Raw genomic sequence first — 24,435 nt, 5'->3', positions numbered from 1 at the left:
CCTAAGATAGAGCTGGGAGCAATGGTGATGCCTGCTAAAGCGGCGGCTCCCGTTTTAAGGAATTTTCTTCTTGAAAAGTCTGACATGGTTTTATTATTTTAAGGAGTTAGTTATTTGTGGTGGATTACTATGTAGCAACCCATATCCATTTTTCATGTTTTTTCTGCGTTCGCGTATCTGCTCAAGAGTCTGTAAGTTACCGATAGCCGGCAAATCATTCATACGTGCATCCTGTAAGAATTTCCACGCATATTCGGATGCGATAGTCGAATCGTACATTAACGGCAGACGGGGATTTCGTTTACCGGTCAACACTGAATCAGCAAACAAATCGCACAGTACATCAATATTCTTCCCACCAAAAGGTTTTTCCACACGAAGTGTCTGATGCACTCCATGTAAATCAACAACAGCGGTTTTGAAATCATGCGTCATACGCACAATACCTTCTGTACCTATAATATCTACATAAGAATTATGTGTCTGATCTTTGGATAGCTGCCCATAGACAAAGCCTTGCGTGATATCAAAGACTATACCATTTTGAAAAGTTCCGTGACATTGTACCCACCAAGGGTCTTTGTAATTCCACATGTTCACGCCTTGGGCATTCCATGTTCTATATTCACTTTCAGCGTACCAGCGGACAATATCAACATAATGCATTCCGCAATCGTGGAAAGCCGGTCCTTCATACTCATGCCCTTCACCCGGTGCCAGTCCCGGAGTCATGTGGCAGATACGGATGATAGCCAACTCCCCAATTTCTCCCTTTTGAATATATTCCTTCATCAAATTATGATACCAGGAGTTTCGCAGATATAAATTCACCGTAGAAAGTACATTTGAATTCTCTATCATATCTACTACTTTCCACTCTTTTTCCATTGTATCTGCAACGGGTTTTTCCGCAATGATATGCTTTCCGTATCGAATAGCCTTTTCTATTTGTTCAAGTCTTGAGTCTGCTAATGTGAAGAGTCCGACAACCTGTATACTCTCGTCTTCAAAAATTCTCTGATCATTATCTATTACACGAGATTCAGGAGATAATTTCTTTGCCAGTTCGCGTGTTGTAGGGTCCGTATCACAAATATAGGCAATCTCCCATCGCCCACTCTTTCGCATCGCCTCCCAATAGAATCTTCCCATTCTACCGAAACCGATTATTCCTACCTTTATTTTTGTGTCTAGTGAAAATTGTGTATTCATAAAACATGGCGAATTTAAGTACAAACAATATATAAGATACCGATTTTCATCCGTTCGCAAATTGTCTGAAAACCGATATCGCAAAACTAGCCAAATAAATAACGCTTTATGGAGTCTACACAACTTTATGTAGATTCAAAAAACACATTTACCTCTATATATCAAACACTTATCTATATTTACCTATCTAAAAAATGTAGACAGTTTGGAAAGGGCTTTTCCTTAGAAATGGCACAAAATCGTCTATACTGGTCAGATTTTCATAATTTCATTTTCAAATTCATCCCGGTCTACCGCAGCCTTGTTTCGCATCTTAGTACGATAATTATAGACAGTACTTGTAGAGCAACGGAGGAAGTTGGCGATCTTACCACTATCTGTGATACCCAGACGCAACAAAGCATAAATGCGTAGCTCCCTGTTCAACAATGCATCCTGCTTGAGAATAATTTTCTCATCATCTTTCAGCAAGGCATTGAAATCTGAAACAAAAGTCGGATATAAATTCAAAAAGACTCTATCGAAGCGAGTATATAAAGCATCAAGTTCATCATCAATCAGCGCAGATGATTTCAGCTTTTTAATCAGTTCTTCATAACACTTATTAATGGCTATCTTATAAAGCATATTCTGATATTTCTCCATTTTATGGATGTAACTGAAACATACATCGAAGAATTGAGCTATATAATGCTCCTTTATATTATTAATCTCAGACAGTTCATCATTCTTGTCATTCAGCTCACTATTCATACTATTGAGCTTGTCGTTCAATCTCAAAAGTTCCTCATTACTTTGTGCCAACGCCCGCTTCATCCGCAGTGTCTTCTTCATCTGAATATAAATGAACACCACCAATACGACTAAAAGAAAAAGAGAAACGCTGGTTGAGATAAGAAAGGTAATCAGATTCGATTTAGATCTGGCTTCCTCCGTCTGATAAGCTGTATTAATAATAGAATAGAATTTATAGATTTCCATTGCCCGGAAATGAATACCGGAGGAAACTACATCATCAATAGCCGACTGTGTAAATTTGAAAGCATCCGCCAAATTATTTTCCTCATATTGTATCAGTGCAAGTGCCTGTAAGGAGGCCGTTTCACGTGTGGCATTCTGAATATCAGCAATGGCAGACATCATGAGGTATTTCTTTGCATCATCCTCTCTCTTCAAATAGCGGCTCAGCATGGCATACGAATGAGTAATCATCGCATAATTAGGAGTTCCTACCTCCTCAGCATTCAGCAACTCATCCAAAATCTTGATCGCTTTTGTTGAATCGCGTCCTGCATAAGAATAAGCCCGTGACAATTTATAGTCAAAGGAAGTATGATCCATAAGAGCATACAGTGAATCCTGATAGGCTTCCCGTTTTTTTCCGTACTGATTATTGGTAGCAGAAATCGAATAATACTCCCAAAAACGGGCATATGTATCATAATAAGTAGCTAATAATGAACGAGGAAGTTCTGATGGTTTTATATTTTCGAGGAGTAATTCCGCATCCCTATACCTGCCGCACATAGAATATACGAGACTGAGTTGTAAAGACGACTGGTATTTCAGGTAGTTTCTGTTTAGCTGACGAGCAATTTCAAGATTCCGGTCGACATAATGAATGGCAGAATCAATATTAAATTTCTTATACTCGTTGTATAATTGAAGATTAATTTTGTATTCCCGATCGGGAGTCAGCCCGGAGTCTTTCAACAAACATTTAATTCGGGCAATCCGCTGTTCCTTCTTCTGCACAAATAGAGGCTTCGCATCTATCATTTTATGCAGAGAGTCAGCCAGTATTTTCAATTCGTTATTCGCATAAAGAGCATTGCCAATTCCCAGAGAGACCAGGAGCAGCAAAACGATTCTCTTCAGATAACAACGGTTGAATTTCATATTATCAGCAAAGATGATAAAAAAAAGCGATTTATCCATCAGAACAAATCGCTTTTTTATATAAGAAGTAAATTTGCTCTTATTCAGCAACTACTTCGAAAGGAATTTCTACAGAAACTTCCTTGTGAAGTTTTACGATAGCTTTGTAGTTACCAACTTCTTTCACAGCGTCTTTTACAACGATGATCTTTCTGTCAACTTCGTGACCCAGTTTTGCCAATGCTTCAGCAATCTGGATATTGCTAACAGAACCGAAGATAGTACCTGTTGAACTAACTTTTGTTGCGATAGTCAATGAAACGCCTTCCAACTTAGCAGCCAGTGCTTCAGCATCTTTCTTGATCTTCTCAAGTTTGTGAGCACGCTGTTTCAAGTCTTCAGCCAACATTTTCTTTGCAGAAGGAGAAGCGATGATAGCTTTTCCAGTCGGGATCAGATAATTACGACCGTATCCGGATTTCACGTTTACGATATCGTTCTTATAACCCAAGTTTACGATGTCTTCTTTCAATATAATTTCCATACTTTTCCTCCTTCTTATTTCATCATGTCAGTTACATAAGGCAACAATGCCAAGTGACGAGCTCTCTTCACAGCTTGTGCGATACGACGTTGGAACTTCAAAGAAGTACCAGTGATACGACGTGGAAGAATTTTTCCTTGTTCGTTCAAGAATTTCTTCAAGAATTCAGGATCTTTGTAGTCGATATAACGGATACCGCTCTTTTTGAAACGACAGTATTTTTTCTTCTTAACGTCTACTGAGGGCGGAGTTAAATATCTGATTTCTGATTGAGTCTGTTGTGCCATGATTAATCCTCCTTTTTGTTTGATTTAACACTTCTTCTTTTAGCAGCATATTCCGCAGCATACTTGTCCATTTTGAAAGTCAAGAAGCGGATAACGCGTTCATCACGACGGAAGTTAAGTTCCAACTTGTCAATTACAGTAGGATCTGCATTGAACTCAACCAATTGATAAAAACCTGTAGACTTCTTCTGAATTGGGTAAGCCAATTTCTTCAGTCCCCAGTTTTCTTCATTGATAATCTCAGCACCTTCAGCTTGAAGAATACCTTTGAATTTGTCTACCGCTTCCTTCATCTGAACATCAGACAAAACGGGAGTTAAAATGAAAACGGTTTCGTATTGATTCATACTCGTTTAATTAAATAAATAATTTATTTTATTTTAAATTGCGGGTGCAAAGTTAGGCATTTTATTTTGAACTACAAATATTTAATCTTTTTTTGTATCCGAATGTAGGAATTATCCGGGAAGAGGCTTACCTTTGCAAAGTTGTTTAAACAATAATTTCATGATAGAACAATTTAATTTCGATATCCGGCTTATATTCGCCATCTTAAATGGTAAGGTTTCCGCTGCAATCAACCGGAAGCTATATCGTAATTTCCGTCAGAACGGTCTGGAAATCAGCCCTGAGCAATGGACGGTACTCATCTTTCTATGGGAGAAGGACGGCGTTACGCAACAAGAGTTGTGCAATGCAACTTTTAAAGACAAACCCAGCATGACCCGCCTCATAGACAACATGGAACGGCAGCATCTTGTAGTGCGCATTTCTGACAAAAAAGATCGCCGTACCAATCTGATCCACCTGACAAAAGACGGAAAAGAACTGGAAGAAAAAGCGCGCATCATTGCAGGACAGACTTTGAAGGAAGCTCTTCATGGCATTACCCTGGAAGAACTGAGCATTGGACAGGAAGTCTTAAAAAAGGTATTCTACAATACCAAGGACTAGGCAGAAAAGCAATCATTTAATTCATAAAATCCACTAAATCTGTCTTTATAATGGATTTTTCACCTAAATTATTTCGCCCGTTAAAGAATTATGCTTTAATTTGTGACTGGAATATTATAATCTATTAAAATACACACGCATGAAAGGCTTATTAAAGAATTTGGGATTGATATTAATCTTGATCGGAGTGGTCATCCTGTTGGCTTGTTCCTTTACCGGCAATGTAAACAACAACGCGGTTCTGGGCAGTTCAGTATTCCTTGTAGTACTGGGACTCATTTCTTATATTATCATTAATAAGAAGATCGCTGATTAATTTATTAGAAATCAATAAAAAATCCCGGGAACGAATGTTTCCGGGATTTTTTATTTGTGGTTATCCGAATACTCATTAAGATTCAACTTCCGGTGTAATCAGCTTATAGCCTTTTCCGTGGATATTGATAATCTCAATAGAATCATCTTCTTTCAAGTGCTTACGCAACTTCGTGATATACACATCCATACTACGGGCATTGAAGTAGTTATCATCAATCCAGATAGTTTTCAGAGCAAAGTCACGTTGCAGAATCTCATTAGCATGTGCACAAAGCAGTCCGAGAAGTTCAGACTCTTTGGTAGTCAACTTGGTCTGCTTGCCTTCTGTAGCTAGAATCTGTTTCTGAGTGTCAAAGGTAAACTTACCGATTTTGTAGATGTTGCTTTCTTTGTTCTTCTTTCCACGAACACGTCTCAAGATAGCTTCAATTCTGAAAGTCAACTCTTCCATACTGAATGGTTTAGTGATATAATCATCCGCACCAATCTTAAATCCTTCCAGAATATCTTCTTTCAGCGTTTTTGCAGTCAGGAAGATAATAGGTATCTCAGCATTCGCAGCACGGACATCCTGTGCCAACGTAAAGCCATCCTTTTTAGGCATCATAACGTCAAACACGCACAAGTCATATTTATTCTTCAAGAAAGCCTTATAACCGGCTTCTCCATCAGGATATAACTCAGCAGAATAACCTTTTGCCTGTAAATATTCTCTCAAAAGCATGCCAAGATTTTCGTCATCCTCGCATAATAAAATACGCAGTTTCTCGTCCATATCAATTATTTTTTAATAAAGGTAATGCAATAATAAATTTAGTTCCCACGTTCAGGTCGCTTTCCGCTCTAATGGTTCCCTTATGATCGGTAATAATTTTCTTCACATAAGCCAATCCCAGTCCAAACCCCTTCACATCGTGCAGATTACCCGTATGCACACGATAGAACTTTTCAAATATCTTTTTCAGGTTTTCCTTCTTGATACCAATACCGTTATCTTGTATCGAAATCATCAGTTTACCCGATTCATTCCACGTTTTCACCTTCAGTTCCAGATCCTCTTCCGCTTTTTTATATTTTACCGCGTTATCCATCAGATTGAAGATCACATTGGTAAGATGCATTTCATCTGCAAATATAACAGGATCGGCAGCCTCAAGGTTCGATGTTATCTTACCATTATATCGTTCCACTTTCAGTGCAAAGGTATTGATCACTCCCGATATCAGTTCGTTCGCATCGATTTCCTTCATCTTCAGCGTTGCCTTCTGCCGGTCAAACATTGACATCTGCAGCACCTTTTCTACCTGAAAGCGCAAGCGCTTGGTTTCATCATTAATAACTCCCGATATATGCTGGAACATTTGCGGTGATTTTGCTACCGCGGGGTCCTTCAACATCTGCGCTGCCAACGAGATAGTTGATATCGGAGTCTTGAATTCATGCGTCATGTTATTGACAAAGTCATTCTTCATCTCCGTCAACTTCTTCTGTCGAAATACGATATAAATCGTAAAGATGAATGTCACCAACAACACCAGCGTAAATATCAGCGACGGAATCATGAAACTGATCGAATCGAAAATATAGTCCTTCCTTCCCGGGAAATGTACTTTCAGAATGCTCATCTTTGCAGGCGGGTCGTTTTTAAACAATGCCTGCTGATAAGACTCCTCACTTCCTTTTGTTTCATAATCCGCACAACGGTAGACTTCACGTCCATCCTTGTCAATCACAGAATAATGAAAAGGCAGATCTATACTATTATTATATAGATTCGATTTAAGATACCCGTTTAAGTCTCCAAATCGTACCCTATCGCCAATCGACCTGTCGCTTCCCCGATAAATCATCTGCCAGGCTACTTCATCCAGCAATGCCCGTTGATACATATATCGGTTTTTAATAGCTTCTACCAGTGAACGCGAAGTTTCCGGAATCGTCTTTGAGCCTCTATAAGGAGAAATCATAGCTTTAGGAAGCTCAGATGGTTTGGTAGTCATCACTTTCAGTTCAAAGTCCGAATACACTCTGCCATCTTTTGACTTTACTGTAAAACGTTGCGTTTGCTGAATCAAATTGTTTTGTTGTATGGAAGAATTGTTCGCAGTCAACGCTTTTCTCTCAGCTTCTGAAATATCTTCGATTAACCAGCGTCTTGTTTCTGCATATTCCACATCCTTGGAAACCTGATCCAAGCTGTTGCGCACAGCCGCATCAAATTGTTCCTTCCGGGTTTTCATCATTTCCTCTATATAACTGACCTGCAGATACAACAGACTAAGGAAAGAAAGCCCCATTACAATACTTAATATCCAAATTGTTGACTTCTTCATAGCAACAAAATTAACACTCCCTAATTAACACTCCTAGCACATTAACTTGATTTAACCGGAAGTTCCCGGAAATTAACCGTAAAGAGCTATTTAGGTTGTATTCTGATTACTACAACAATATAACTCCTTCTTTGGTTTGCAAATTTAATAAAAAATTAAATCTTTTCCTTGCGATTTTCCATCTTTATTAATCATAGTTAAACAAAAACCGCCACCTTTTACTTAAAAAAGGCAACGGTTTTAACAGTTTTGAGAGAATTATTGTTTATTCTTCCGTTTGTTTAGCCTCAAAATCTTTAATCAACTTCTCCTGAACATCTGTCGGAACAAGTTCATAACTAGCGAACTTCATGATAAATGAAGCACGTCCACCGGTGAGTGAACTAAGTGCTGTCGAGTAAGAAGACATCTCCTTCAAAGGTACTTTAGCAACAAGTTTCTCAAATCCCTTTTCGCTGCTCATACCCATAATCATGGCACGACGTCCCTGAAGATCTCCCATCACATCCCCCATTCTGTCAGACGGAACAAACACTTCCACATCATAAATCGGTTCCAAAATCTTCGGACCGGCATTTTTAAAGGCTTCACTGAAGGCATTACGTCCGGCAAGCATAAAGGAAATTTCATTTGAGTCTACCGGGTGCATCTTACCATCATACACAATTACACGCACATCACGCGCATACGAACCAGTCAACGGACCTTGTTCCAGACGAGACATGATACCTTTCATGATAGCAGGCAAGAAACGGGCATCGATAGAACCACCTACGATACTGTTAATAAATACCAGTTTACCACCCCATTCCAATGGAATTTCCTCGGTACCTCTCACGGTAATCTTGAATTCCTGTCCATTGAATTTATAAGTATCGGGCACAGGCATACCTTCTTTATAAGGTTCCACGATCAGGTGAACTTCACCAAACTGGCCGGCACCACCGGATTGCTTCTTATGACGATAGTCAGCACGGGCAGCTTTCGTAATTGTTTCACGATACGGAATCTTCGGTTCCTCGTATTTCACCTGAAGTTTCTCATTATTTTCCAGACGCCACTTCAATGTACGCAGATGGAACTCTCCTTGTCCGTGAACCAGTGTTTGTTTCAACTCTTTCGACTGTTCAATCACCCATGTCGGATCTTCTTCGCGCATACGATTCAAGATAGTCATCATCTTTTCTACATCCGCTTCATTCACCGGTTTGATAGCACGGGAATATTTAGAATTCGGATATTTGATAAAGTTGAATTTATAATCGCAGTCCTTACCGTTCAGTGTATTTCCTGTTTTCACATCCTTCAGTTTTACAGCAGCACCGATATCACCGGCCTGAAGTTCTTCCACTTTCACACGGTTACCACCGGCTACGACATAAATCTGAGCAATACGTTCTTTCGAACCACGGTCAGCGTTCAGCAAGTCATCGCCTTCACGAACCTTGCCACTCATTACTTTAAAGTAAGATACCTCACCGATATGCGGTTCGACACTCGTCTTAAAGAAATACAAAGATTCCGGTCCGTTAACATCCGGGGCCACTTCTTTACCGTCTGTATTTTCGACTTTCGGCATTTCAGAGACGAAAGGAACAACGTTGCCCAAGAATTCCATCAAACGGCGAACGCCCATGTCCTTACCACCACAAACGCAGAACACCGGGAACATACCTCTGGCAATCAAACCTTTACGGATACCTTCCCGCATTTCATCTTCTGTCAGAGAGTCTTGTTCAAAGAATTTCTCCATCAGACCTTCATCGTTTTCGGCAGCGGCTTCTACCAATGCTTTGTGCATTTCCATAGCCTTATCCATTTCTTCTGCCGGAATATCTTCAATCGTAGGAGCGCCACCTTCGGGTTTCCACGAATATTTCTTCATTAACAATACGTCAATCAAAGCATTAAAGCCCGGACCTGTAGCAATAGGATATTGGATAGGAACCACTTTAGAGCCATATGCCTCTTTCAGTTGTTCAAGGATGTTATCATAGTCGCATTTTTCATTATCAAGCTGGTTGACTAGAAAAATAACTGGTTTATTCAATTTTTCAGTATATCGGAAGTGATTTTGCGTACCGACTTCGACGCCGTATTGGCCATTGAGAAGTATAATTGCTGTGTCGGTCACATTAAGTGCAGTTACCGTACTGCCAACGAAGTCGTCCGATCCCGGACAGTCTATAATATTAAGTTTTTTATTGTTCCATTCTACGTGGAGAACGGTAGAGAAAACGGAGTAACCATACTCTTGTTCAACAGGGAAATAATCGCTAACTGTGTTTTTTGCGGCAACAGATCCGCGACGTTTTATAACACCACTCTCGAAAAGCATTGCTTCCACGAGAGTGGTTTTCCCAGAGCCAGAACTTCCCAACAAGGCAATGTTCTTGATTTCATTAGTCTGATATACTTTCATAATATATAAGATTTTAGTAATTACTCAGTATGTTTCTCACATACCATTAATTTAGTGACGCGCAAATTAGGGATTTATTGGGGGAAAAGCAATATTTATGACAGTGTTACTAAACAATGTTATGTAACATAACCCCTTATTGAACAAAATAAACAATCACCCCCGATACCTAATTATCCACCATCGCATACTTCATTTCTTCAAGTCACAGCAGTCGGTTCGTTCCACAGCTATGGAACGAAAGGATAACAATAGTGGAACTAAAGGGAAACAACTATAGAACGAATTCCGGAATACGACTCAAAAACAAACAAATGCCTGAAAAAATACTAAGTTATCCAATAAATAGCCTTATTTTTGCCAGCTAGAACTCTTAAACAATGCAATTATGGCAGGTATTTATCTTCATATTCCCTTTTGCAAAACCCGCTGCATCTATTGCGATTTCTATTCCACTACCCGCAGCGAATTGAAGACACGTTATGTACGTGCCCTTTGCCGTGAACTGGAAATGCGAAAAAAATACCTGAAAGGAGAATATGTAGAAACCATTTATTTCGGAGGAGGTACCCCGTCCCAGTTGGAAGAAGAAGATTTCATACTTATATTTGATGTCATCCGCGAACAATATGGAATGGAACATTGCCGGGAAATAACCTTAGAAGCCAATCCCGATGACTTGACACCGGACTATCTGAAAATGCTCGCTTCCCTCCCATTCAACCGTATCAGTATGGGAATACAGACATTCGACGATACGACACTCCAATTGCTGAAACGCCGCCATACTTCCCGGACAGCCATCGAGGCAGTCCACAGATGCAGAGAGGCAGGGTTTCAAAACATCAGTATCGACCTTATATACGGACTGCCCGGAGAAACCAAAGAACGTTGGGAAAATGATCTCCGCCAAGCCACCAGCCTGAACGTAGAGCACATTTCCGCCTACCATCTGACTTACGAAGAAGATACACCTATATATAATATGTTGAAACAGCACCAGATAGAGGAAGTAGATGAAGATTCCAGCTTACAGTTCTTTACACTGCTGATCGAACATTTGCAGGAAGCGGGATACGAGCATTATGAAATATCCAATTTCTGTCGTCCCGGCAAATACTCCCGTCACAATACCTCGTACTGGAAAGGAATACCATATCTGGGCTGCGGACCGTCTGCACATTCGTTCAATGGAACAACACGCGAATGGAACGTGTCTTCCATCGACCTATATATAAAAGGTATAGAAGGAGACCGGCGTAACTTTGAAACAGAAAATCTGGATCAGACGACCCGTTACAACGAATTTATCATTACCACCATACGCACCGTATGGGGTACCCCTATAGAAAAACTAAAACAAGAGTTCGGTAATGAACTGTGGGAATATTGCCGGAAGATGTCTGCCCCCTATCTGGAAAATGGGAAACTGGAAATGCACGAAGGGGCCTTACGCCTGACACGAGAAGGAATTTTCATCTCCGACAGTATTATGAGCGACTTGCTTTGGGTTAACTAAAATATTAAAGATCAGCTGATGACCGAATCAGAAGTAAGAAAGTTATTACGGCAAATGAAGGAACTGGACTCACAAACAGCCTTCCGCGACTTCTATAACATGACTTACGACCGACTCTTCCGCATAGCCTATTATTACGTGAAACAGGAAGAATGGTCGCAGGAAATCGTGCTCGATATCTTCCTGAAACTATGGAAGCAGCGCGACACCCTCCTTGATGTAAAAAACATCGAGGACTATTGTTTTATTCTGGTCAAGAACGCTTCTCTCAATTATCTGGAAAAAGAATCAAAGTACACCACCATTCATTCCGATTCTTTGCCGGAACCACAGGAACAAAGCTATTCTCCGGAAGAGTCATTAATCAGCGAAGAATTGTTTGCAATTTATGTGAAAGCGCTCGACCGGCTTCCGGAACGTTGTCGGGAAGTATTTATCCGTATTCGTGAAGAGAAGCAAAGCTATGCACAAGTAGCGGAAGAACTGGATATCAGCATAAAGACGGTGGATGCCCAACTCCAGAAAGCTGTTACCCGACTGAAAGAGATGATTCTGTCAAGTGGATGATTAAAACAGCCAACTACCCCCAGCGGCACGTTATTAAACCGGTTCTTTTTATATTAACGTTTATTTGCAAAAAGTGCGTAGGGAGTTTCTGTCAATCCCCTGTCTTTATCAGCAAACAAACCTATTAATCACTAAAAAAGACAGAAATGATGAAAAAGTTTAATGACACAAACGTTGGGCTCTTTGTCCTCTTAACAACATGTCTGAGTCTGTTTTCCTGCAACAACGACAATGACAACTTCCCCAAGGATTATGTAGGATTTGAGAAATCCACCCGAACCATTGAGTGTGACAAGAATCAATCCGAAAGTGAGTTGCAGATTAAAATTATAGCTGCCGACAAATCAAAAGAGGACAGGACAGTATTGCTCACTACTCCTGCTCTTCCTGCGGGACAGGCACCTATCATGAAACTGACAGAAAACAAAGTAACCATCAAGGCGGGACAGAAATCAGCTATGACCACCATCAAGTTTTATCCCCAAAAGATGATACTGAAACAACAGAATGTTACCTTATCCTGTACTCCCCAATGGAAAGAGGGCGGTATCAGCAAACTGACAATTCTGCTAAAACGAAAGTAGAAAGAAAGCTAAATAGAAAAAATATGAAATATACCGATAGAGAATTAGAAGAAATACTGAACAAGCTCATAGCTTCCACCCGCTCACCGAGAGGACGTTTTTCAGCAGCATCCAGCTATCCGCAACTGGAGAAGAAGCTGAAATTCCATCATCGCCGGTTATATCCGGTACGCACATTTGTGGCAGCAGCAGTAGTCTTACTTTGTCTATCGGTATGGGCAGCTTATCTATATATGCAACCGGCATCCATACAGACAGTTACCACTCTGGCAGAAACACGTACCATCCTTCTGCCCGACGGTACTTCTGTCACGCTAAACCACTATTCTTCCCTTTCCTATCCGAAACAGTTCAAATCGGATAACCGGGAAGTGGAGCTGAGCGGAGAAGCCTATTTTGAGGTAAGCAAAAACAAAAAACACCCGTTTATAGTGCAGACTGAAACGATTGACGTACAAGTATTGGGTACTCATTTTAATGTCGATGCCTATCCTGACAATCCGGATGTAAAGACGACTTTACTGACGGGATCGGTAGCGGTCAGCAATAAAAACAACTCAGTACACATGGTTTTGAAACCAAACGAAGTAGCTATATATAATAAGGTGGAACAAAAGCTTACCTGCAAGGTACTGGAAAATGCCGGAGACGAAATTTCCTGGCGCCACGGAGAGTTTATATTCGACGATCTACCTCTACAGGAGATTGCCCGCGAACTGTCCAACTCGTTCGGAACAACTATCCACATCACCGATTCCACCTTGCGAAATTATCGGGTCACAGCACGATTCCGCAATGGAGAAGATCTGGAAACGATTTTGTCTGTATTGCACAATGCCGGTTATTTTAACTATTCACGAAACACTCAACAGATTACTATTACTCCAAAACTAGACTAAATGAAAACTATTCCTCAAGGACACCTGCCTGTCAGAACACTCGTTCTGATAGGTATGGTGATCCTTATCACTGCACAGGCATACGCACAAAAAGCCAATGCCCGACTCACGCTCACGCTGCGAAATGCTACATTGAAGGAGTTCGTTAAGCGGATCGAGAACTCGACAGGATATTCCTTTATCTATGGCGAAGAAATCAACATCAGTCATAAAATCAACCTGAAAGTGAAAGATATGCCTTTGCATGAAATATTGGATCTCGTATTCAAAGATGAACCGATAAGTTATCAGTTCTCCGAGCGCTATATCCTCCTGCAAAAGAAGAAAAAGCAAAAGCCGGTAAGCCGCAAGTTTACTATCAGCGGATATGTTACCGACGGAACGTCTTCCGAGACGTTGATTGGTACTAATATCATTGAGAGTCATCAATATCAAGGCACTACTACCAATCCTTACGGCTTTTATAGTATTACTTTACCCGAAGGAGAAACGGAATTACGTTTCTCCTATTTGGGATACGCCACAGAGACACATAAATTCACTCTCTCACAAGATACACTATTGAATATCCGTATGAGAGGAAACGCACAATTACAGGAAGTAGTAGTCGTTTCGGATAAAGCAGAAGCAGGTACAGTAGCTACACAGATGGGATCAATTGAAATACCAATGGTTCAGATCAAGAACACTCCAAGCATACTGGGAGAAGCAGATGTAATGAAAGCTATCCAGTTAATGCCCGGAGTACAGGCAGGCGTAGACGGTTCGGCGGGATTATACATACGCGGTGGCAGTCCTGACCAAAATCTGATATTACTTGACGGGACCCCGGTATATAACGTAGATCATATGTTCGGATTCTTTTCCGTCTTTACCCCCGAAGCTATCAAAAAGGTTACTCTGTTTAAAAGTTCCTTTCCTGCACGTTTTGGCGGGCGTCTCTCCTCTGTCATTGATGTACGAACCAATGATGGAGATATGAAAAAGTATCATGGAACACTCAGTATCGGCTTACTGACCAGCAAGATAAATCTGGAAGGGCCGATCGTGAAAGACAAAACGTCATTCAACATATCCGCAAGACGTTCGTATGCAGATTTAATAGCCAAACCATTCATGCCCGATGACGAGAAATACAGTTATTACTTTTATGATATCAATGCAAAGATCAACCATAAATTTTCCGACCGAAGCCGCCTCTATTTAAGTGCTTACAATGGAAAAGACCATTTTGCTGCTGACTACGACAGCAATACAGATTATAAGGACGGCAGTAAGATGAATTGGGGGAACACAATCATTTCCGCCAGATGGAACTATATTTTCAATAACCGTCTGTTTAGCAATACAACCGTTTCTTACAACAACTACTTATTCGACATTAACGCATATACGAGCAATCAATATGCTCTCGGCAATGACGAAACCTTTACCAACCGGTATTCTTCCGATTACCGCTCCGGCATTAACGACTGGAACTATCAGATAGACTTTGATTACAACCCCTCGCCCGTACATCATGTCAAGTTTGGTACCGGATACATCTATCATCGTTTCCGTCCGGAAGTAATGACTTCCAAGATTTCTGACAGGACAGATGATCAGACATACCGTGACACCACTTACCATAACATGAATAATAGCCGGATTTACGCACACGAAGTATCCGCCTATGCAGAAGATAACCTAAAGATCAGCAGTCGCCTCCGCCTGAATCTCGGACTGCATTTTTCTTTATTTCATGTACAAAAACAAAGCTATTTTTCGCTACAGCCACGCATATCAGCCCGTTATCAACTGACGGATGACATAACGCTAAAAGCATCTTATACCAAAATGAGTCAGTATGTACATTTACTTTCATCCATGCCGATAGCTATGCCGACTGATTTGTGGGTTCCTGTAACAAAAGAAATAAAGCCGATGCAATCTCATCAATATTCTCTGGGAGGATATTATACAGGAATTAAAGGTTGGGAATTCTCGGTGGAAGGATATTACAAGGATATGCGCAATGTGCTGGAATATAAGGATGGAGTCAGCTTCTTCGGGTCCTCCACCGGATGGGAAAACAAAGTGGAAATGGGGAAAGGCCGCTCGGTAGGAATTGAGTTAATGGCACAGAAAACACTTGGAAAGACAACAGGATGGCTGTCATACACCTTATCCAAAAGCGACCGCAAATTTGCCAAAGGCGGCATAAACAATGGAGAACGTTTTCCATACAAATACGACCGCCGCCACAACATAAACCTGACAGTCAATCATAAATTCAACGAACGCATTGACATCGGTGCTTCATGGGTGTTTTATACGGGAGGGACAAGTACCATTCCCGAAGAAAAGACCGCCATAATCCGTCCCGGCAATGGGGCAAACAATGGTTATACTCCAGGATACGAGGACTACTACAATCCTGCTTACAACAACTCTCCCAATATCGGAGAATCTAATTATGTAGAACATCGCAATAATTACCGGTTACCGGCAAGCCACCGACTGAATATAGGAATCAATTTCAACAGAAAGACCAAACACGGAATGCGTATCTGGAATATTAGCTTATATAATGCATACAACTCCATGAATCCGGCATGGGTATACCGTGCATATAATTATGATGGAAAAGCCGTCATCAAAAAATACACCCTATTGCCCTGTATTCCGTCTTTTACCTACACTTATAAATTCTGAACCAACATGAGAACTTATACATATCATCCACTTATCCTATTAGTTATCATACTGTCAACAGTATCTTGTGAGAACGAGCTTCCTTTTAATATAAAAGATAATCCTCCCAAGTTGGTAATGAATGCCTTTATCAATGCCGACAGCCTGACCAATGTCTTATTTCTCAACCTTACGGGAAAAGACAATAGCACCCACATTGAAAATGCCACAGTTGAAGTGCGCGTCAACGGACAAATCAGAGAGACCCTGCGTCCTCTCCCTCCGGAAACAGATTATGACCAGCAATGCCGTTTCAACATGAACGGGACATTTTCTCCCGGTGACGTGGTACGCATCGATGCCCTTACAGATGACGGAAAATATCATGCCTGGGCAGAAGTTACCGTGCCACAGCGTCTTGATGAAATAGAAAACATTGATACGCTCACTGTCCCCTTAACACAAAATGGCTTCACTCAAGACTACATGCGTTACAAAATTACTTTCCGCGATCGTCCCAACGAAGAGAATTACTACCGTATAGTAGTAGACAAGCAATTGACACTATGGGGATACAACCATGAGGAAGGAGGAGAGGACTATATTTATTGGACAAGACAGCTTGGCTATTCATTTATCGGTCGCGAAGATGTTGTGCTGACAGACGGACAACCGTCAACAGGAGATGACGAAGACAACGGACTATTCGACACAGCCAAAAACATTTACGGCGTGTTTGATGATTCACGGTTCAGAAACTCATCCTACACCATGACGGTTTACAACAGTCCCAGTGTTAATAGCAGTTCTGGTTCCGACGGATATGGATATTATGATTCATTGGATGTCATCATCCGTTTATTAAGCATCACAGAAACGGAATATTACTACCTGAAAGCTCTCAATTTAGTAGATTCTGATGTTTACGATGAAACGATCAACGAACCCATCAGATACCCCAGTAATGTACATGGAGGTACCGGAATGGTAGGAATCAGCACGGAAGTCAGTAAAAAAGTACGGATCAGGACATGGCAGCGTTAACTATTTTACTACCTTCGCAGCAAAATCAAAAACTGACGTTTTACTATGTTTATTATCATTGGAATTATGCTAACCGGGATGCTCGTCGGCTACCTGTTGCGTAATAAAAGGCTATTATGGATACATAAGATAATCACTCTCCTGATATGGACCCTGCTCTTTCTCCTCGGAATTGATGTGGGAGGAAACGAGGCTATCATCAAAGGATTACATACATTGGGACTCGAAGCAATCATTATCACACTGGCAGCAGTGACTGGCAGTGTCCTGTGTGCATGGGGACTCTGGTACCTGTTATATATAAGAAACAGGAGAAAGGAGACAGAAGCATGAAAGGAAGTCTGATTATCGTCTCATTTTTTATCATTGGTACTCTTTGTGGATTTTACCATCTGATTCCTTATGACTTTACCGATAGCAAACTAAGTTATTATGCCCTCTGCGGACTGATGTTCTGCGTAGGCATCAGTATCGGTAATGACCCCAATACACTGAAAAGTTTCCGTTCCCTGAATCCCCGCCTGATGTTTCTTCCTGTCATGACGATACTGGGAACGCTGGCAGGTTGTGCCGTAGCGGGGATTTTCATGAGTCAAAGAACCTCTTTAGACTGTATGGCAGTGGGAGCCGGATTTGGTTACTATTCCCTCTCCAGTATATTCATCACCGAATATAAAGGCCCGGAATTAGGAACAATCGCATTGCTATCCAATATCATGCGTGAAATTATAGCATTGCTGGGTGCCCCGTTACTTGTGAAGTATTTCGGTAAACTGGCTCCTATCTCCGTAGGCGGAGCTACCACCATGGACACTACTCTTCCTATTATCACCCGATGTTCCGGAAAAGAATTCGTAATCATTTCTATCTTTCATGGTTTTGTCGTTGATTTCAGTGTCCCATTTCTGGTCACCTTTCTTTGCTCAATATCATTTTAACAGCAATATTCCTTCAGACTGAATTATATAATAAGAGAAAGGGTGGAGGCCGACTGAGCTCCCCACCCTTCTTTTTTTATCTCATCCCACCTGTCAGACTGTATTCCGGCAAGTATACCGATATTATTTAATAGTTACCATAGTAGCTCCGAAACCATATTCCTGAAAAGACGCATCCTGATAACGGTAATTGCTGTGCTTCCGTTTCAACTCATCAAGAATAGCTTTCCTCAGTACTCCGTCTCCTTTTCCGTGGATAAACACAATTTTCTGTTCACGCTTATCTTTATTGGCTTCTATCACTTCCCGGAATTTATCCAGCTGATAGTTCAGTATTTCACTGTTACTCATGCCTTTCGTATCATCCAACAAAGAATCGATATGAAGATCGATTTCAATAATTCCATTTCTCCCGCCTTGACCGTGATTCGGCTTTACAATAGGCTGTGACTTCGGTTTATCGACAAACTTTTTCTGCAATAAAGCCGACTGAATCTCTTCTGCCGATACATATACCTGCTTGGCAGGCACATCATCTTTCACAATATCATAAATCAAAGCAGGTTCTTCGAAGAAGTCGGAAGCACTGAACGTATGCAGTTTATAGAATTTCACCGTATCGATCCGCAGCTCCACACTAACGGCAGGTTTGATGGCAGCAGGCTTTCCGTCTTTGAAAGCGATCAGCTGGACAGCTACCCGTTCCATCTCATTCAACACATCTTTGGTAAACTCTTCCAATAGCAGTTTGGTATTCGGTTCTACCAGTCCATGCGAGCGATTGTTCCAGGCCTTTCCCTCCGCACTCAAATATGTGTAGTACAGATAATAGTTGCTGTCATTCACCAGATAGGCTTCAAAAGGAGTAGTCATCATCGCCTTGGCATCTTCGGGCACATAAGCCAAAAACACATTCAGCGTATCTCCGCCACGCACCTCCGGCTGGCGTTGTATAACCGGCATTTCCGGTTTTACCGGTTTCACAGGTTCCTCCTGCTTCGGAGCTGTCGCACCGGGTTTACGCTTTATATTATAATCATCCGCTTCAATCACGACACATTCACGTATCGGCATCGGAATGTCAAAACCATCCGCATCTTCTACCAATACAAAATCTTTTCCTTTGAATCCTGTTACGACTCCACCGCCTACCTCACTGAGGAAGCGTACTTTATCTCCTATTTTCATTATTGTATCTCCTGTTAAAATTCAAAATTAAAATGGGTAACAAAGATAGGGATTTATATGAAAAAACAGGAAGATTCGGTTCTAAAAACAAAATGAGTGCCTTTATTCCCCCTTTTATATTAACTTTGTCCGCAAAATATAAACGGAATGCAGATCATTTCATTTTAGTTCTCTATTAATGACAAAACCGATGAATGAACTTATTAAAGTCATAGCTTTTGACGCGGACGATACGCTGTGGAGCAATGAACCTTTCTTTCAGGAAGTAGAAAAACAATATACACATCTACTGAAATCTTATGGCACTCCCAAAGAAATCTCAGCAGCTTTATTTCAAACAGAAATGAACAACCTGCAAATTCTGGGATATGGCGCCAAGGCTTTTACCCTTTCGATGGTTGAGACGGCACTACAAATCAGCAACCGGGAGATTGCCACCGACATCATTCAAGAAATTGTCGATTTAGGGAAATCTTTGTTGAAAATGCCTATCGAACTGCTGCCGGGGGTAAAGGAAACACTGAAAGCACTGAAAGAAACGGGAAAATACAAGCTAGTGGTCGCCACCAAAGGAGATTTGCTGGACCAGGAGAATAAACTGGAACGTTCGGGACTTTCCCCTTACTTTGACCACATCGAAGTGATGTCCGACAAAACGGAGAAAGAATACCTCCGGTTGCTGAATATCCTGCAAATAGCCCCTTCCGAACTCCTGATGGTGGGAAACTCCTTTAAATCAGATATTCAGCCTGTATTATCTCTGGGCGGATACGGAGTACATATTCCTTTTGAAGTGATGTGGAAGCACGAAGTGACAGACACGTTCACGCATGAGCGCCTGAAACAGGTGAAAAGATTCGATGACTTACTACCTTTGCTTGGATGAATACGCTGCCGGACAAATCCTGAAAGAAGAGAATATCACAGCAATTTCATCAATTCCGCCGCCCGACAGGCTTCTATCGAGTTGCCGACAGAAAGTTTCTCCAGAATATTCTGCCGGTGGCGGTTGACAGTATTTACACTGATATAAAAAGTCGCAGCTATTTCTTTGCTCGACAGTCCTTTCCGTATGCAGCGCAGTATTTCCTTTTCGCGTTCCGAAAGGATATTGCGGTGCTCTTCCGAAAGGAATAATGTTTCTACTTCTCCACTTTCCATCTGTGTAATAGTAGCATAAATGCCCTGTTCCGGTCGCTGGTCGGCAGATAAGGAATAAAGGCAGAAGATCAGCCATACATTTCCGGAAGGAGTATTCTCCATAATCTGCACCAGATTATCAATATACTGGTAAACACCTTTCTCATTCATCATGCGCAATCTGCATCTTCCTCGGTATTTGAGCCGTTTATCGGGAGACATGGAGAAAGTCTTCTGAAAAAACTTATATTCCAGCAAACGCTTCTCCACCAAATCTTCGGGATGAATACGCCGGTAGATACAGTCTTCGTCCATCGAATCAATTACGCTTAAAGCAGCCTCTTCGGGAGTAAGTCCCAGAAAATGAGCCCATGGATGAACAGTAACGTAGCTCTTCCGGTTCGAAAGATCGGAAATGACGGCACATCCTCCATTAATCTCCGTCAGTGAACGGATAAACCGCTGGTGTTGTTCCACTACCCCGTAATCCAGCGTTTCATGTGCTGTCGGTTGCGTGGCATAAACTTCATCTATTTCTTTTTGCAGTACGTCCATCGTATAAAATGGTTATTATTCAGTATTGTCGCACGAACAGGTATGGCCTATCTTTGCACCACAAAGATAAATAAATAAGAAACGACCATGAAACATTTGAAAATCAAAATCATGTCAATCGCGTTATTGGCAGCAACAACTTCTTCTATGGGACAAAGTCTGAATAAAATGAACTGGCTGAATGAGCCTCAACAATGGGAAATAAAGGAAGGCAAAACTTTGGTGATGGACGTACCTGCCAAGACGGACTTCTGGCGGATTTCCCACTATGGATTTACGGTAGATGACGGGCCTTTCTACTATGCCACTTACGGTGGGGAGTTTGAAGTAAAGGTGAAGATAACGGGCAACTATGTGACCACATTCGACCAAATGGGATTGATGCTGCGCATCGACCACGAGAACTGGATAAAGGCAGGAGTTGAATACGTAGACGGCAAGCAGAATGTCAGCGCTGTAGTTACACACCACACAAGCGACTGGAGCGTAGTGCAACTACCGGATGCCCCGCGTTCCTTATGGATCAAGGCAGTCCGCCGGCTGGATGCAGTGGAAATCTTCTTCTCCCGTGACGATAAGGAGTACACGATGATGCGTACTTGCTGGTTACAGGATAACTGTCCGGTCATGGTAGGGCTGATGGGAGCTTGTCCGGATGGAAAAGGATTCACGGCTATATTCGAAGAGTTCAAGGTAACTCCGCTGGCAGATCAACGAAGACTGGAATGGGCTAAAAAACAAGCAAGTAAATAGATAAGAAGAACCAATAAAAGGATAACATAGCGGAATACCTTTTCTGTCACATTCCCAAAGATACTGTCCGAGAAAATGAAAGAATAGAGATTACCTTCTTTTATTTTCCCGGACAGTATCTTTTCTTATGAAGAATAAAGCTATTTCCCAAGAAATTGAGCAAACTTCTGCTTTGCCTGATGCAACATTGCTTCATCCATATCGGCTTCCTGCCTGAAACACGAATATTCCAAATCGAGTCCTTTCTTCTTTGCCGATTTATTCCAGTTCCCGACAACCTGCCCTTTATGAAGGATAATCGGAAAGAATAGTCCATTGTTGGTAAACGCTTTGGGGTAATGTTCAAGAGGTAAAACATCCGTCCGGTCCTTATATCCCAACAAATATTCATCATAAGAAGGCAAAAGATGTATATCATCCGTCAGTTTGCCGCGAGTCCGGCAAGCGTCATGAATATACCATGTCTGCTCCTTCCATTGCTCAGTTGTCAGTTCCGATGCTATCAGATAAATAGCCTGCTTTGCATCCGAAACCGGCAGCCCCGACCACCAGACAAAGTCCTGCAAAACAGCAGGCGAGTGACTGCGGAAGTAGCTCCGTGCCAAACGTGCCAAAGACTCGTCTTTCGTTAACTCGGGCATCGGCGGCACCCGTTCTTCCAGAAGCGCATACGTACATTTACTTCCTTTATCTTCTCCACTACAAATAATGCCTTCTTGCTCCGCACGTGCCATAAAGCGGGTCATACGGTGGTTATCCGCCAAAATTCCCGAACGGTTAAAGTGTTCGGCGATTTCCTGCTTTGTCAGACTTTTCTTTCCACACAGAATCTTCTCCAACAGTTGATGACCTTTTGCATACAGTTCATCAGGGATATCCAGATCGTATCCTTTCGCAAAAGAATCATTGGCCGAAATAATACGTTGTGCCGAAAGTTTCAGCATCCAGCGGATATCCTCTGCCGCCACCAGATGCCACGTGGGACGCATCACATGAGTTCTCAGAATTTCCCCTTCGCGCAAAGCCTTCTCTACCGCTTGAATCGTAGCTGATTTCAAACGCATTCCCACTGCCCACTTCACCATGGGGTAATTTTGTGCCTGCATAGCTCCCATCCATGACACCAACTCTTTTGGTTCGTGGAAAAGCGGATTTACTAACTGCTGGTTCAGCAAACGAATATTCGGTATATTCATAGTTGATTATTTTATTTGCTACAAATATAAAGTTTCTTTGCTACAAATCATCATAAAACGATTAACTGATAAGCAAACGATCAGCAGAAACACCGATACCGATATTACTTCAACTCACTTGATAAGAGCAGGAAGCAGTTGGAAGTCTCCGAATAAATCTCTACTTTTGTACTTCATAACAAAGAATATACTTAGAATGATGCTCTATAAACTTATTTCCCCTTCGATGGTAAAGGCGACGATCCAGTTGCCGGCTTCTAAAAGTATCAGTAACCGTGCACTCATCATCAATGCGCTGGGCAAAGGTATTTATCCGCCGGAAAATCTGTCCGATTGCGATGATACCCAAGTCATGATAAAAGCCCTGACCGAAGGAAAAGAAACGATTGACATCATGGCAGCCGGCACCGCCATGCGCTTTCTGACTGCTTATCTGAGTGCAACTCCGGGAGAGCGGACCATTACAGGCACCGCACGTATGCAGCAACGCCCGATACAGATTCTGGTGAATGCCCTTCGCGAATTGGGAGCTGAAATAGAATACGTACACAACGAAGGATATCCTCCTCTCCGCATCAAAGGTGCAGAACTGAAAGGAAATGCAATCTCGCTAAAGGGAAATGTCAGTTCCCAATACATATCTGCCTTGTTGATGATAGGCCCGGTACTGAAAGACGGACTGACATTACACTTGACCGGAGAAATCATTTCCCGTCCTTATATCAATCTGACACTGCAATTAATGCAGGACTTCGGAGCCAAGGCTGCATGGACTTCGCCCAACAGCATTTCCGTAGCTCCGCAGCCGTATCAGAGTGTTTCCTTCACCGTAGAAAGTGACTGGAGCGCTGCTTCCTACTGGTATCAGATCGCTGCTTTATCTCGCGAAGCAGAGATAGAACTGCCGGGACTATTCCACAACAGCTACCAGGGAGACAGTCGGGGAGCAGAGGTTTTCTCCCGTCTGGGAGTAACTACGGAATTTACCCCTCAGGGAGTGAAGATAAAAAAGACAGGCAAGGCACCGGAACGACTGGAAGAAGATTTCGTTGATATCCCGGACCTGGCACAGACGTTCGTTGTCACTTGTGCCTTATTGAATATCCCTTTCCGCTTCACGGGTTTGCAAAGTCTGAAAATAAAGGAAACGGACCGCATCGCCGCTTTGAGAACCGAACTTAAAAAGCTGGGCTACCTCATCGAAGAAGAAAATGACAGCGTATTGATGTGGAACGGCGAACGTTGCGAACCGGAAGAGACTCCTGTGATTGCAACTTACGAAGACCACCGGATGGCGATGGCATTCGCACCGGCAGTCATATCCTGCCCCAACCTGTTGATTGCCGACCCGCAAGTCGTTTCCAAATCGTATCCCGGTTATTGGGAAGATCTGAAACAGGCCGGATTTCAAGTCATAAACGAAGGCTAACT

At 41.9% G+C, this 24,435-nt stretch carries 25 protein-coding genes; 13 read left to right on the top strand and 12 right to left on the bottom strand.

All coding sequences use genetic code 11. From position 1 onward, the window contains the following. The 6 genes from BLW31_RS16010 to rpsF all read right to left on the bottom strand — a co-directional run. The coding region (locus tag BLW31_RS16010) for a twin-arginine translocation signal domain-containing protein (protein WP_143040764.1) at nucleotides 1–86 on the bottom strand (86 nt) is incomplete at its 3' end. A gap of 7 nt (nucleotides 87–93) precedes the next feature. Further along, nucleotides 94–1,212, bottom strand: coding sequence for a disaccharide 3-dehydrogenase (locus tag BLW31_RS16005; protein ID WP_022301592.1), 1,119 nt, complete (start codon nucleotides 1,210–1,212; stop codon nucleotides 94–96). Nucleotides 1,213–1,464: 252 nt separating this feature from the next. Next, complete coding sequence (susR, locus tag BLW31_RS16000) at nucleotides 1,465–3,111, bottom strand: SusR family glycan utilization regulator (protein ID WP_029425710.1); 1,647 nt, start codon at nucleotides 3,109–3,111, stop codon at nucleotides 1,465–1,467. A 79-nt stretch (nucleotides 3,112–3,190) separates the two neighbouring features. Then, on the bottom strand, nucleotides 3,191–3,634 hold the full coding sequence (rplI, locus tag BLW31_RS15995; RefSeq protein ID WP_010539395.1) for a 50S ribosomal protein L9: 444 nt from the start codon (nucleotides 3,632–3,634) through the stop codon (nucleotides 3,191–3,193). Between the two features lie 14 nt (nucleotides 3,635–3,648). Continuing rightward, nucleotides 3,649–3,921, bottom strand: a complete 273-nt coding sequence (gene rpsR / locus BLW31_RS15990) for a 30S ribosomal protein S18 (protein ID WP_008759740.1) — start codon at nucleotides 3,919–3,921, stop codon at nucleotides 3,649–3,651. A 2-nt stretch (nucleotides 3,922–3,923) separates the two neighbouring features. Continuing rightward, nucleotides 3,924–4,268 carry a 30S ribosomal protein S6 gene (gene rpsF, locus BLW31_RS15985; RefSeq protein ID WP_010539396.1) on the bottom strand — a complete coding sequence of 115 codons (345 nt, stop codon included), beginning with the start codon at nucleotides 4,266–4,268 and terminating at the stop codon, nucleotides 3,924–3,926. A gap of 160 nt (nucleotides 4,269–4,428) precedes the next feature. On the opposite strand from rpsF, the gene BLW31_RS15980 reads away from it, so the two are divergent. Both BLW31_RS15980 and BLW31_RS24490 read left to right on the top strand, forming a co-directional pair. Further along, a complete protein-coding gene (locus BLW31_RS15980) occupies nucleotides 4,429–4,875 on the top strand; it encodes a MarR family winged helix-turn-helix transcriptional regulator (RefSeq protein ID WP_008759738.1) in 447 nt (148 codons plus the stop codon). A gap of 139 nt (nucleotides 4,876–5,014) precedes the next feature. Beyond that, the gene (locus BLW31_RS24490) at nucleotides 5,015–5,191 is read left to right on the top strand and encodes a hypothetical protein (protein ID WP_010539397.1); all 177 of its coding nucleotides are present in this window, start codon (nucleotides 5,015–5,017) and stop codon (nucleotides 5,189–5,191) included. A 75-nt stretch (nucleotides 5,192–5,266) separates the two neighbouring features. Here BLW31_RS24490 and rprY read toward each other — a convergent pair whose 3' ends face one another. The 3 genes from rprY to fusA2 all read right to left on the bottom strand — a co-directional run bounded on the left by rprY (nucleotide 5,267) and on the right by fusA2 (nucleotide 9,948). Next, nucleotides 5,267–5,968, bottom strand: coding sequence for a response regulator transcription factor RprY (gene rprY / locus BLW31_RS15975; RefSeq protein ID WP_005678712.1), 702 nt, complete (start codon nucleotides 5,966–5,968; stop codon nucleotides 5,267–5,269). A 1-nt stretch (nucleotide 5,969) separates the two neighbouring features. Beyond that, nucleotides 5,970–7,526 (bottom strand): sensor histidine kinase, encoded by a 1,557-nt coding sequence (locus BLW31_RS15970; protein WP_010539398.1) that lies wholly within the window; start codon nucleotides 7,524–7,526, stop codon nucleotides 5,970–5,972. Between the two features lie 265 nt (nucleotides 7,527–7,791). Next, a complete protein-coding gene (gene fusA2 / locus BLW31_RS15965; protein WP_010539399.1) occupies nucleotides 7,792–9,948 on the bottom strand; it encodes an elongation factor G2 in 2,157 nt (718 codons plus the stop codon). Nucleotides 9,949–10,336: 388 nt separating this feature from the next. Between fusA2 and hemW the strand changes: the two genes are divergently transcribed. The 8 genes from hemW to BLW31_RS15925 all read left to right on the top strand — a co-directional run bounded on the left by hemW (nucleotide 10,337) and on the right by BLW31_RS15925 (nucleotide 18,172). Next, nucleotides 10,337–11,467, top strand: coding sequence for a radical SAM family heme chaperone HemW (hemW, locus tag BLW31_RS15960; protein ID WP_010539400.1), 1,131 nt, complete (start codon nucleotides 10,337–10,339; stop codon nucleotides 11,465–11,467). Nucleotides 11,468–11,485: 18 nt separating this feature from the next. Then, complete coding sequence (locus BLW31_RS15955) at nucleotides 11,486–12,034, top strand: RNA polymerase sigma-70 factor (protein WP_010539401.1); 549 nt, start codon at nucleotides 11,486–11,488, stop codon at nucleotides 12,032–12,034. A gap of 149 nt (nucleotides 12,035–12,183) precedes the next feature. Next, a complete protein-coding gene (locus tag BLW31_RS15950; RefSeq protein ID WP_022301588.1) occupies nucleotides 12,184–12,618 on the top strand; it encodes a hypothetical protein in 435 nt (144 codons plus the stop codon). A gap of 23 nt (nucleotides 12,619–12,641) precedes the next feature. Then, nucleotides 12,642–13,517 (top strand): FecR family protein, encoded by an 876-nt coding sequence (locus BLW31_RS15945; RefSeq protein WP_010539403.1) that lies wholly within the window; start codon nucleotides 12,642–12,644, stop codon nucleotides 13,515–13,517. Beyond that, nucleotides 13,518–16,211: a TonB-dependent receptor gene (locus BLW31_RS15940; RefSeq protein WP_010539404.1), complete on the top strand. Its 2,694-nt coding sequence runs from the start codon at nucleotides 13,518–13,520 to the stop codon at nucleotides 16,209–16,211. Between the two features lie 6 nt (nucleotides 16,212–16,217). Further along, nucleotides 16,218–17,234 carry a DUF4249 domain-containing protein gene (locus BLW31_RS15935; protein WP_022301586.1) on the top strand — a complete coding sequence of 339 codons (1,017 nt, stop codon included), beginning with the start codon at nucleotides 16,218–16,220 and terminating at the stop codon, nucleotides 17,232–17,234. 45 nt (nucleotides 17,235–17,279) lie between these two features. After that, nucleotides 17,280–17,567 (top strand): LysO family transporter, encoded by a 288-nt coding sequence (locus tag BLW31_RS15930; protein ID WP_010539406.1) that lies wholly within the window; start codon nucleotides 17,280–17,282, stop codon nucleotides 17,565–17,567. Next, nucleotides 17,564–18,172 (top strand): LysO family transporter, encoded by a 609-nt coding sequence (locus tag BLW31_RS15925; protein WP_010539407.1) that lies wholly within the window; start codon nucleotides 17,564–17,566, stop codon nucleotides 18,170–18,172. Before BLW31_RS15930 ends, BLW31_RS15925 begins: the two co-directional genes overlap by 4 nt. 123 nt (nucleotides 18,173–18,295) lie before the next feature. Here BLW31_RS15925 and BLW31_RS15920 read toward each other — a convergent pair whose 3' ends face one another. Next, nucleotides 18,296–19,360, bottom strand: coding sequence for a DUF2027 domain-containing protein (locus BLW31_RS15920; RefSeq protein ID WP_010539408.1), 1,065 nt, complete (start codon nucleotides 19,358–19,360; stop codon nucleotides 18,296–18,298). A 190-nt stretch (nucleotides 19,361–19,550) separates the two neighbouring features. On the opposite strand from BLW31_RS15920, the gene BLW31_RS15915 reads away from it, so the two are divergent. Next, nucleotides 19,551–20,246 carry an HAD family hydrolase gene (locus tag BLW31_RS15915; protein WP_010539409.1) on the top strand — a complete coding sequence of 232 codons (696 nt, stop codon included), beginning with the start codon at nucleotides 19,551–19,553 and terminating at the stop codon, nucleotides 20,244–20,246. A 35-nt stretch (nucleotides 20,247–20,281) separates the two neighbouring features. On the opposite strand, the gene BLW31_RS15910 is transcribed toward BLW31_RS15915, so the two are convergent. Beyond that, nucleotides 20,282–21,055, bottom strand: coding sequence for a response regulator transcription factor (locus BLW31_RS15910; RefSeq protein ID WP_010539410.1), 774 nt, complete (start codon nucleotides 21,053–21,055; stop codon nucleotides 20,282–20,284). A gap of 87 nt (nucleotides 21,056–21,142) precedes the next feature. On the opposite strand from BLW31_RS15910, the gene BLW31_RS15905 reads away from it, so the two are divergent. After that, nucleotides 21,143–21,808, top strand: coding sequence for a DUF1349 domain-containing protein (locus BLW31_RS15905; protein WP_010539411.1), 666 nt, complete (start codon nucleotides 21,143–21,145; stop codon nucleotides 21,806–21,808). 140 nt (nucleotides 21,809–21,948) lie between these two features. On the opposite strand, the gene BLW31_RS15900 is transcribed toward BLW31_RS15905, so the two are convergent. Next, nucleotides 21,949–23,004, bottom strand: coding sequence for a winged helix DNA-binding domain-containing protein (locus BLW31_RS15900; protein ID WP_010539412.1), 1,056 nt, complete (start codon nucleotides 23,002–23,004; stop codon nucleotides 21,949–21,951). 199 nt (nucleotides 23,005–23,203) lie between these two features. Here BLW31_RS15900 and aroA point away from each other — a divergent pair, with 199 nt between their 5' ends. After that, nucleotides 23,204–24,433 (top strand): 3-phosphoshikimate 1-carboxyvinyltransferase, encoded by a 1,230-nt coding sequence (gene aroA, locus BLW31_RS15895; protein ID WP_029425712.1) that lies wholly within the window; start codon nucleotides 23,204–23,206, stop codon nucleotides 24,431–24,433. Nucleotides 24,434–24,435 lie beyond the last annotated feature (2 nt).

It is taken from the genome of Bacteroides faecis MAJ27 (genome assembly GCF_900106755.1).
Classification (GTDB): domain Bacteria; phylum Bacteroidota; class Bacteroidia; order Bacteroidales; family Bacteroidaceae; genus Bacteroides; species Bacteroides faecis.
This window is presented reverse-complemented; position numbering and strand designations above follow the sequence as displayed.

Coding starts and splice junctions, on each gene's coding strand:
- BLW31_RS15910 (WP_010539410.1), bottom strand. CDS start 21,055: ATGGACGTACTGCAAAAAGAAATAGATGAAGTTTATGCCACGCAACCG.
- rpsR (WP_008759740.1), bottom strand. CDS start 3,921: ATGGCACAACAGACTCAATCAGAAATCAGATATTTAACTCCGCCCTCA.
- BLW31_RS15920 (WP_010539408.1), bottom strand. CDS start 19,360: ATGAAAATAGGAGATAAAGTACGCTTCCTCAGTGAGGTAGGCGGTGGA.
- BLW31_RS24490 (WP_010539397.1), top strand. CDS start 5,015: ATGAAAGGCTTATTAAAGAATTTGGGATTGATATTAATCTTGATCGGA.
- fusA2 (WP_010539399.1), bottom strand. CDS start 9,948: ATGAAAGTATATCAGACTAATGAAATCAAGAACATTGCCTTGTTGGGA.
- BLW31_RS15915 (WP_010539409.1), top strand. CDS start 19,551: ATGAATGAACTTATTAAAGTCATAGCTTTTGACGCGGACGATACGCTG.
- BLW31_RS15930 (WP_010539406.1), top strand. CDS start 17,280: ATGTTTATTATCATTGGAATTATGCTAACCGGGATGCTCGTCGGCTAC.
- BLW31_RS16005 (WP_022301592.1), bottom strand. CDS start 1,212: ATGAATACACAATTTTCACTAGACACAAAAATAAAGGTAGGAATAATC.
- BLW31_RS15980 (WP_008759738.1), top strand. CDS start 4,429: ATGATAGAACAATTTAATTTCGATATCCGGCTTATATTCGCCATCTTA.
- BLW31_RS15900 (WP_010539412.1), bottom strand. CDS start 23,004: ATGAATATACCGAATATTCGTTTGCTGAACCAGCAGTTAGTAAATCCG.
- BLW31_RS15950 (WP_022301588.1), top strand. CDS start 12,184: ATGAAAAAGTTTAATGACACAAACGTTGGGCTCTTTGTCCTCTTAACA.
- BLW31_RS15935 (WP_022301586.1), top strand. CDS start 16,218: ATGAGAACTTATACATATCATCCACTTATCCTATTAGTTATCATACTG.
- susR (WP_029425710.1), bottom strand. CDS start 3,111: ATGAAATTCAACCGTTGTTATCTGAAGAGAATCGTTTTGCTGCTCCTG.
- BLW31_RS15905 (WP_010539411.1), top strand. CDS start 21,143: ATGAAACATTTGAAAATCAAAATCATGTCAATCGCGTTATTGGCAGCA.
- BLW31_RS15925 (WP_010539407.1), top strand. CDS start 17,564: ATGAAAGGAAGTCTGATTATCGTCTCATTTTTTATCATTGGTACTCTT.
- BLW31_RS15955 (WP_010539401.1), top strand. CDS start 11,486: ATGACCGAATCAGAAGTAAGAAAGTTATTACGGCAAATGAAGGAACTG.
- BLW31_RS15940 (WP_010539404.1), top strand. CDS start 13,518: ATGAAAACTATTCCTCAAGGACACCTGCCTGTCAGAACACTCGTTCTG.
- rprY (WP_005678712.1), bottom strand. CDS start 5,968: ATGGACGAGAAACTGCGTATTTTATTATGCGAGGATGACGAAAATCTT.
- BLW31_RS15945 (WP_010539403.1), top strand. CDS start 12,642: ATGAAATATACCGATAGAGAATTAGAAGAAATACTGAACAAGCTCATA.
- rpsF (WP_010539396.1), bottom strand. CDS start 4,268: ATGAATCAATACGAAACCGTTTTCATTTTAACTCCCGTTTTGTCTGAT.
- rplI (WP_010539395.1), bottom strand. CDS start 3,634: ATGGAAATTATATTGAAAGAAGACATCGTAAACTTGGGTTATAAGAAC.
- BLW31_RS15970 (WP_010539398.1), bottom strand. CDS start 7,526: ATGAAGAAGTCAACAATTTGGATATTAAGTATTGTAATGGGGCTTTCT.
- aroA (WP_029425712.1), top strand. CDS start 23,204: ATGCTCTATAAACTTATTTCCCCTTCGATGGTAAAGGCGACGATCCAG.
- hemW (WP_010539400.1), top strand. CDS start 10,337: ATGGCAGGTATTTATCTTCATATTCCCTTTTGCAAAACCCGCTGCATC.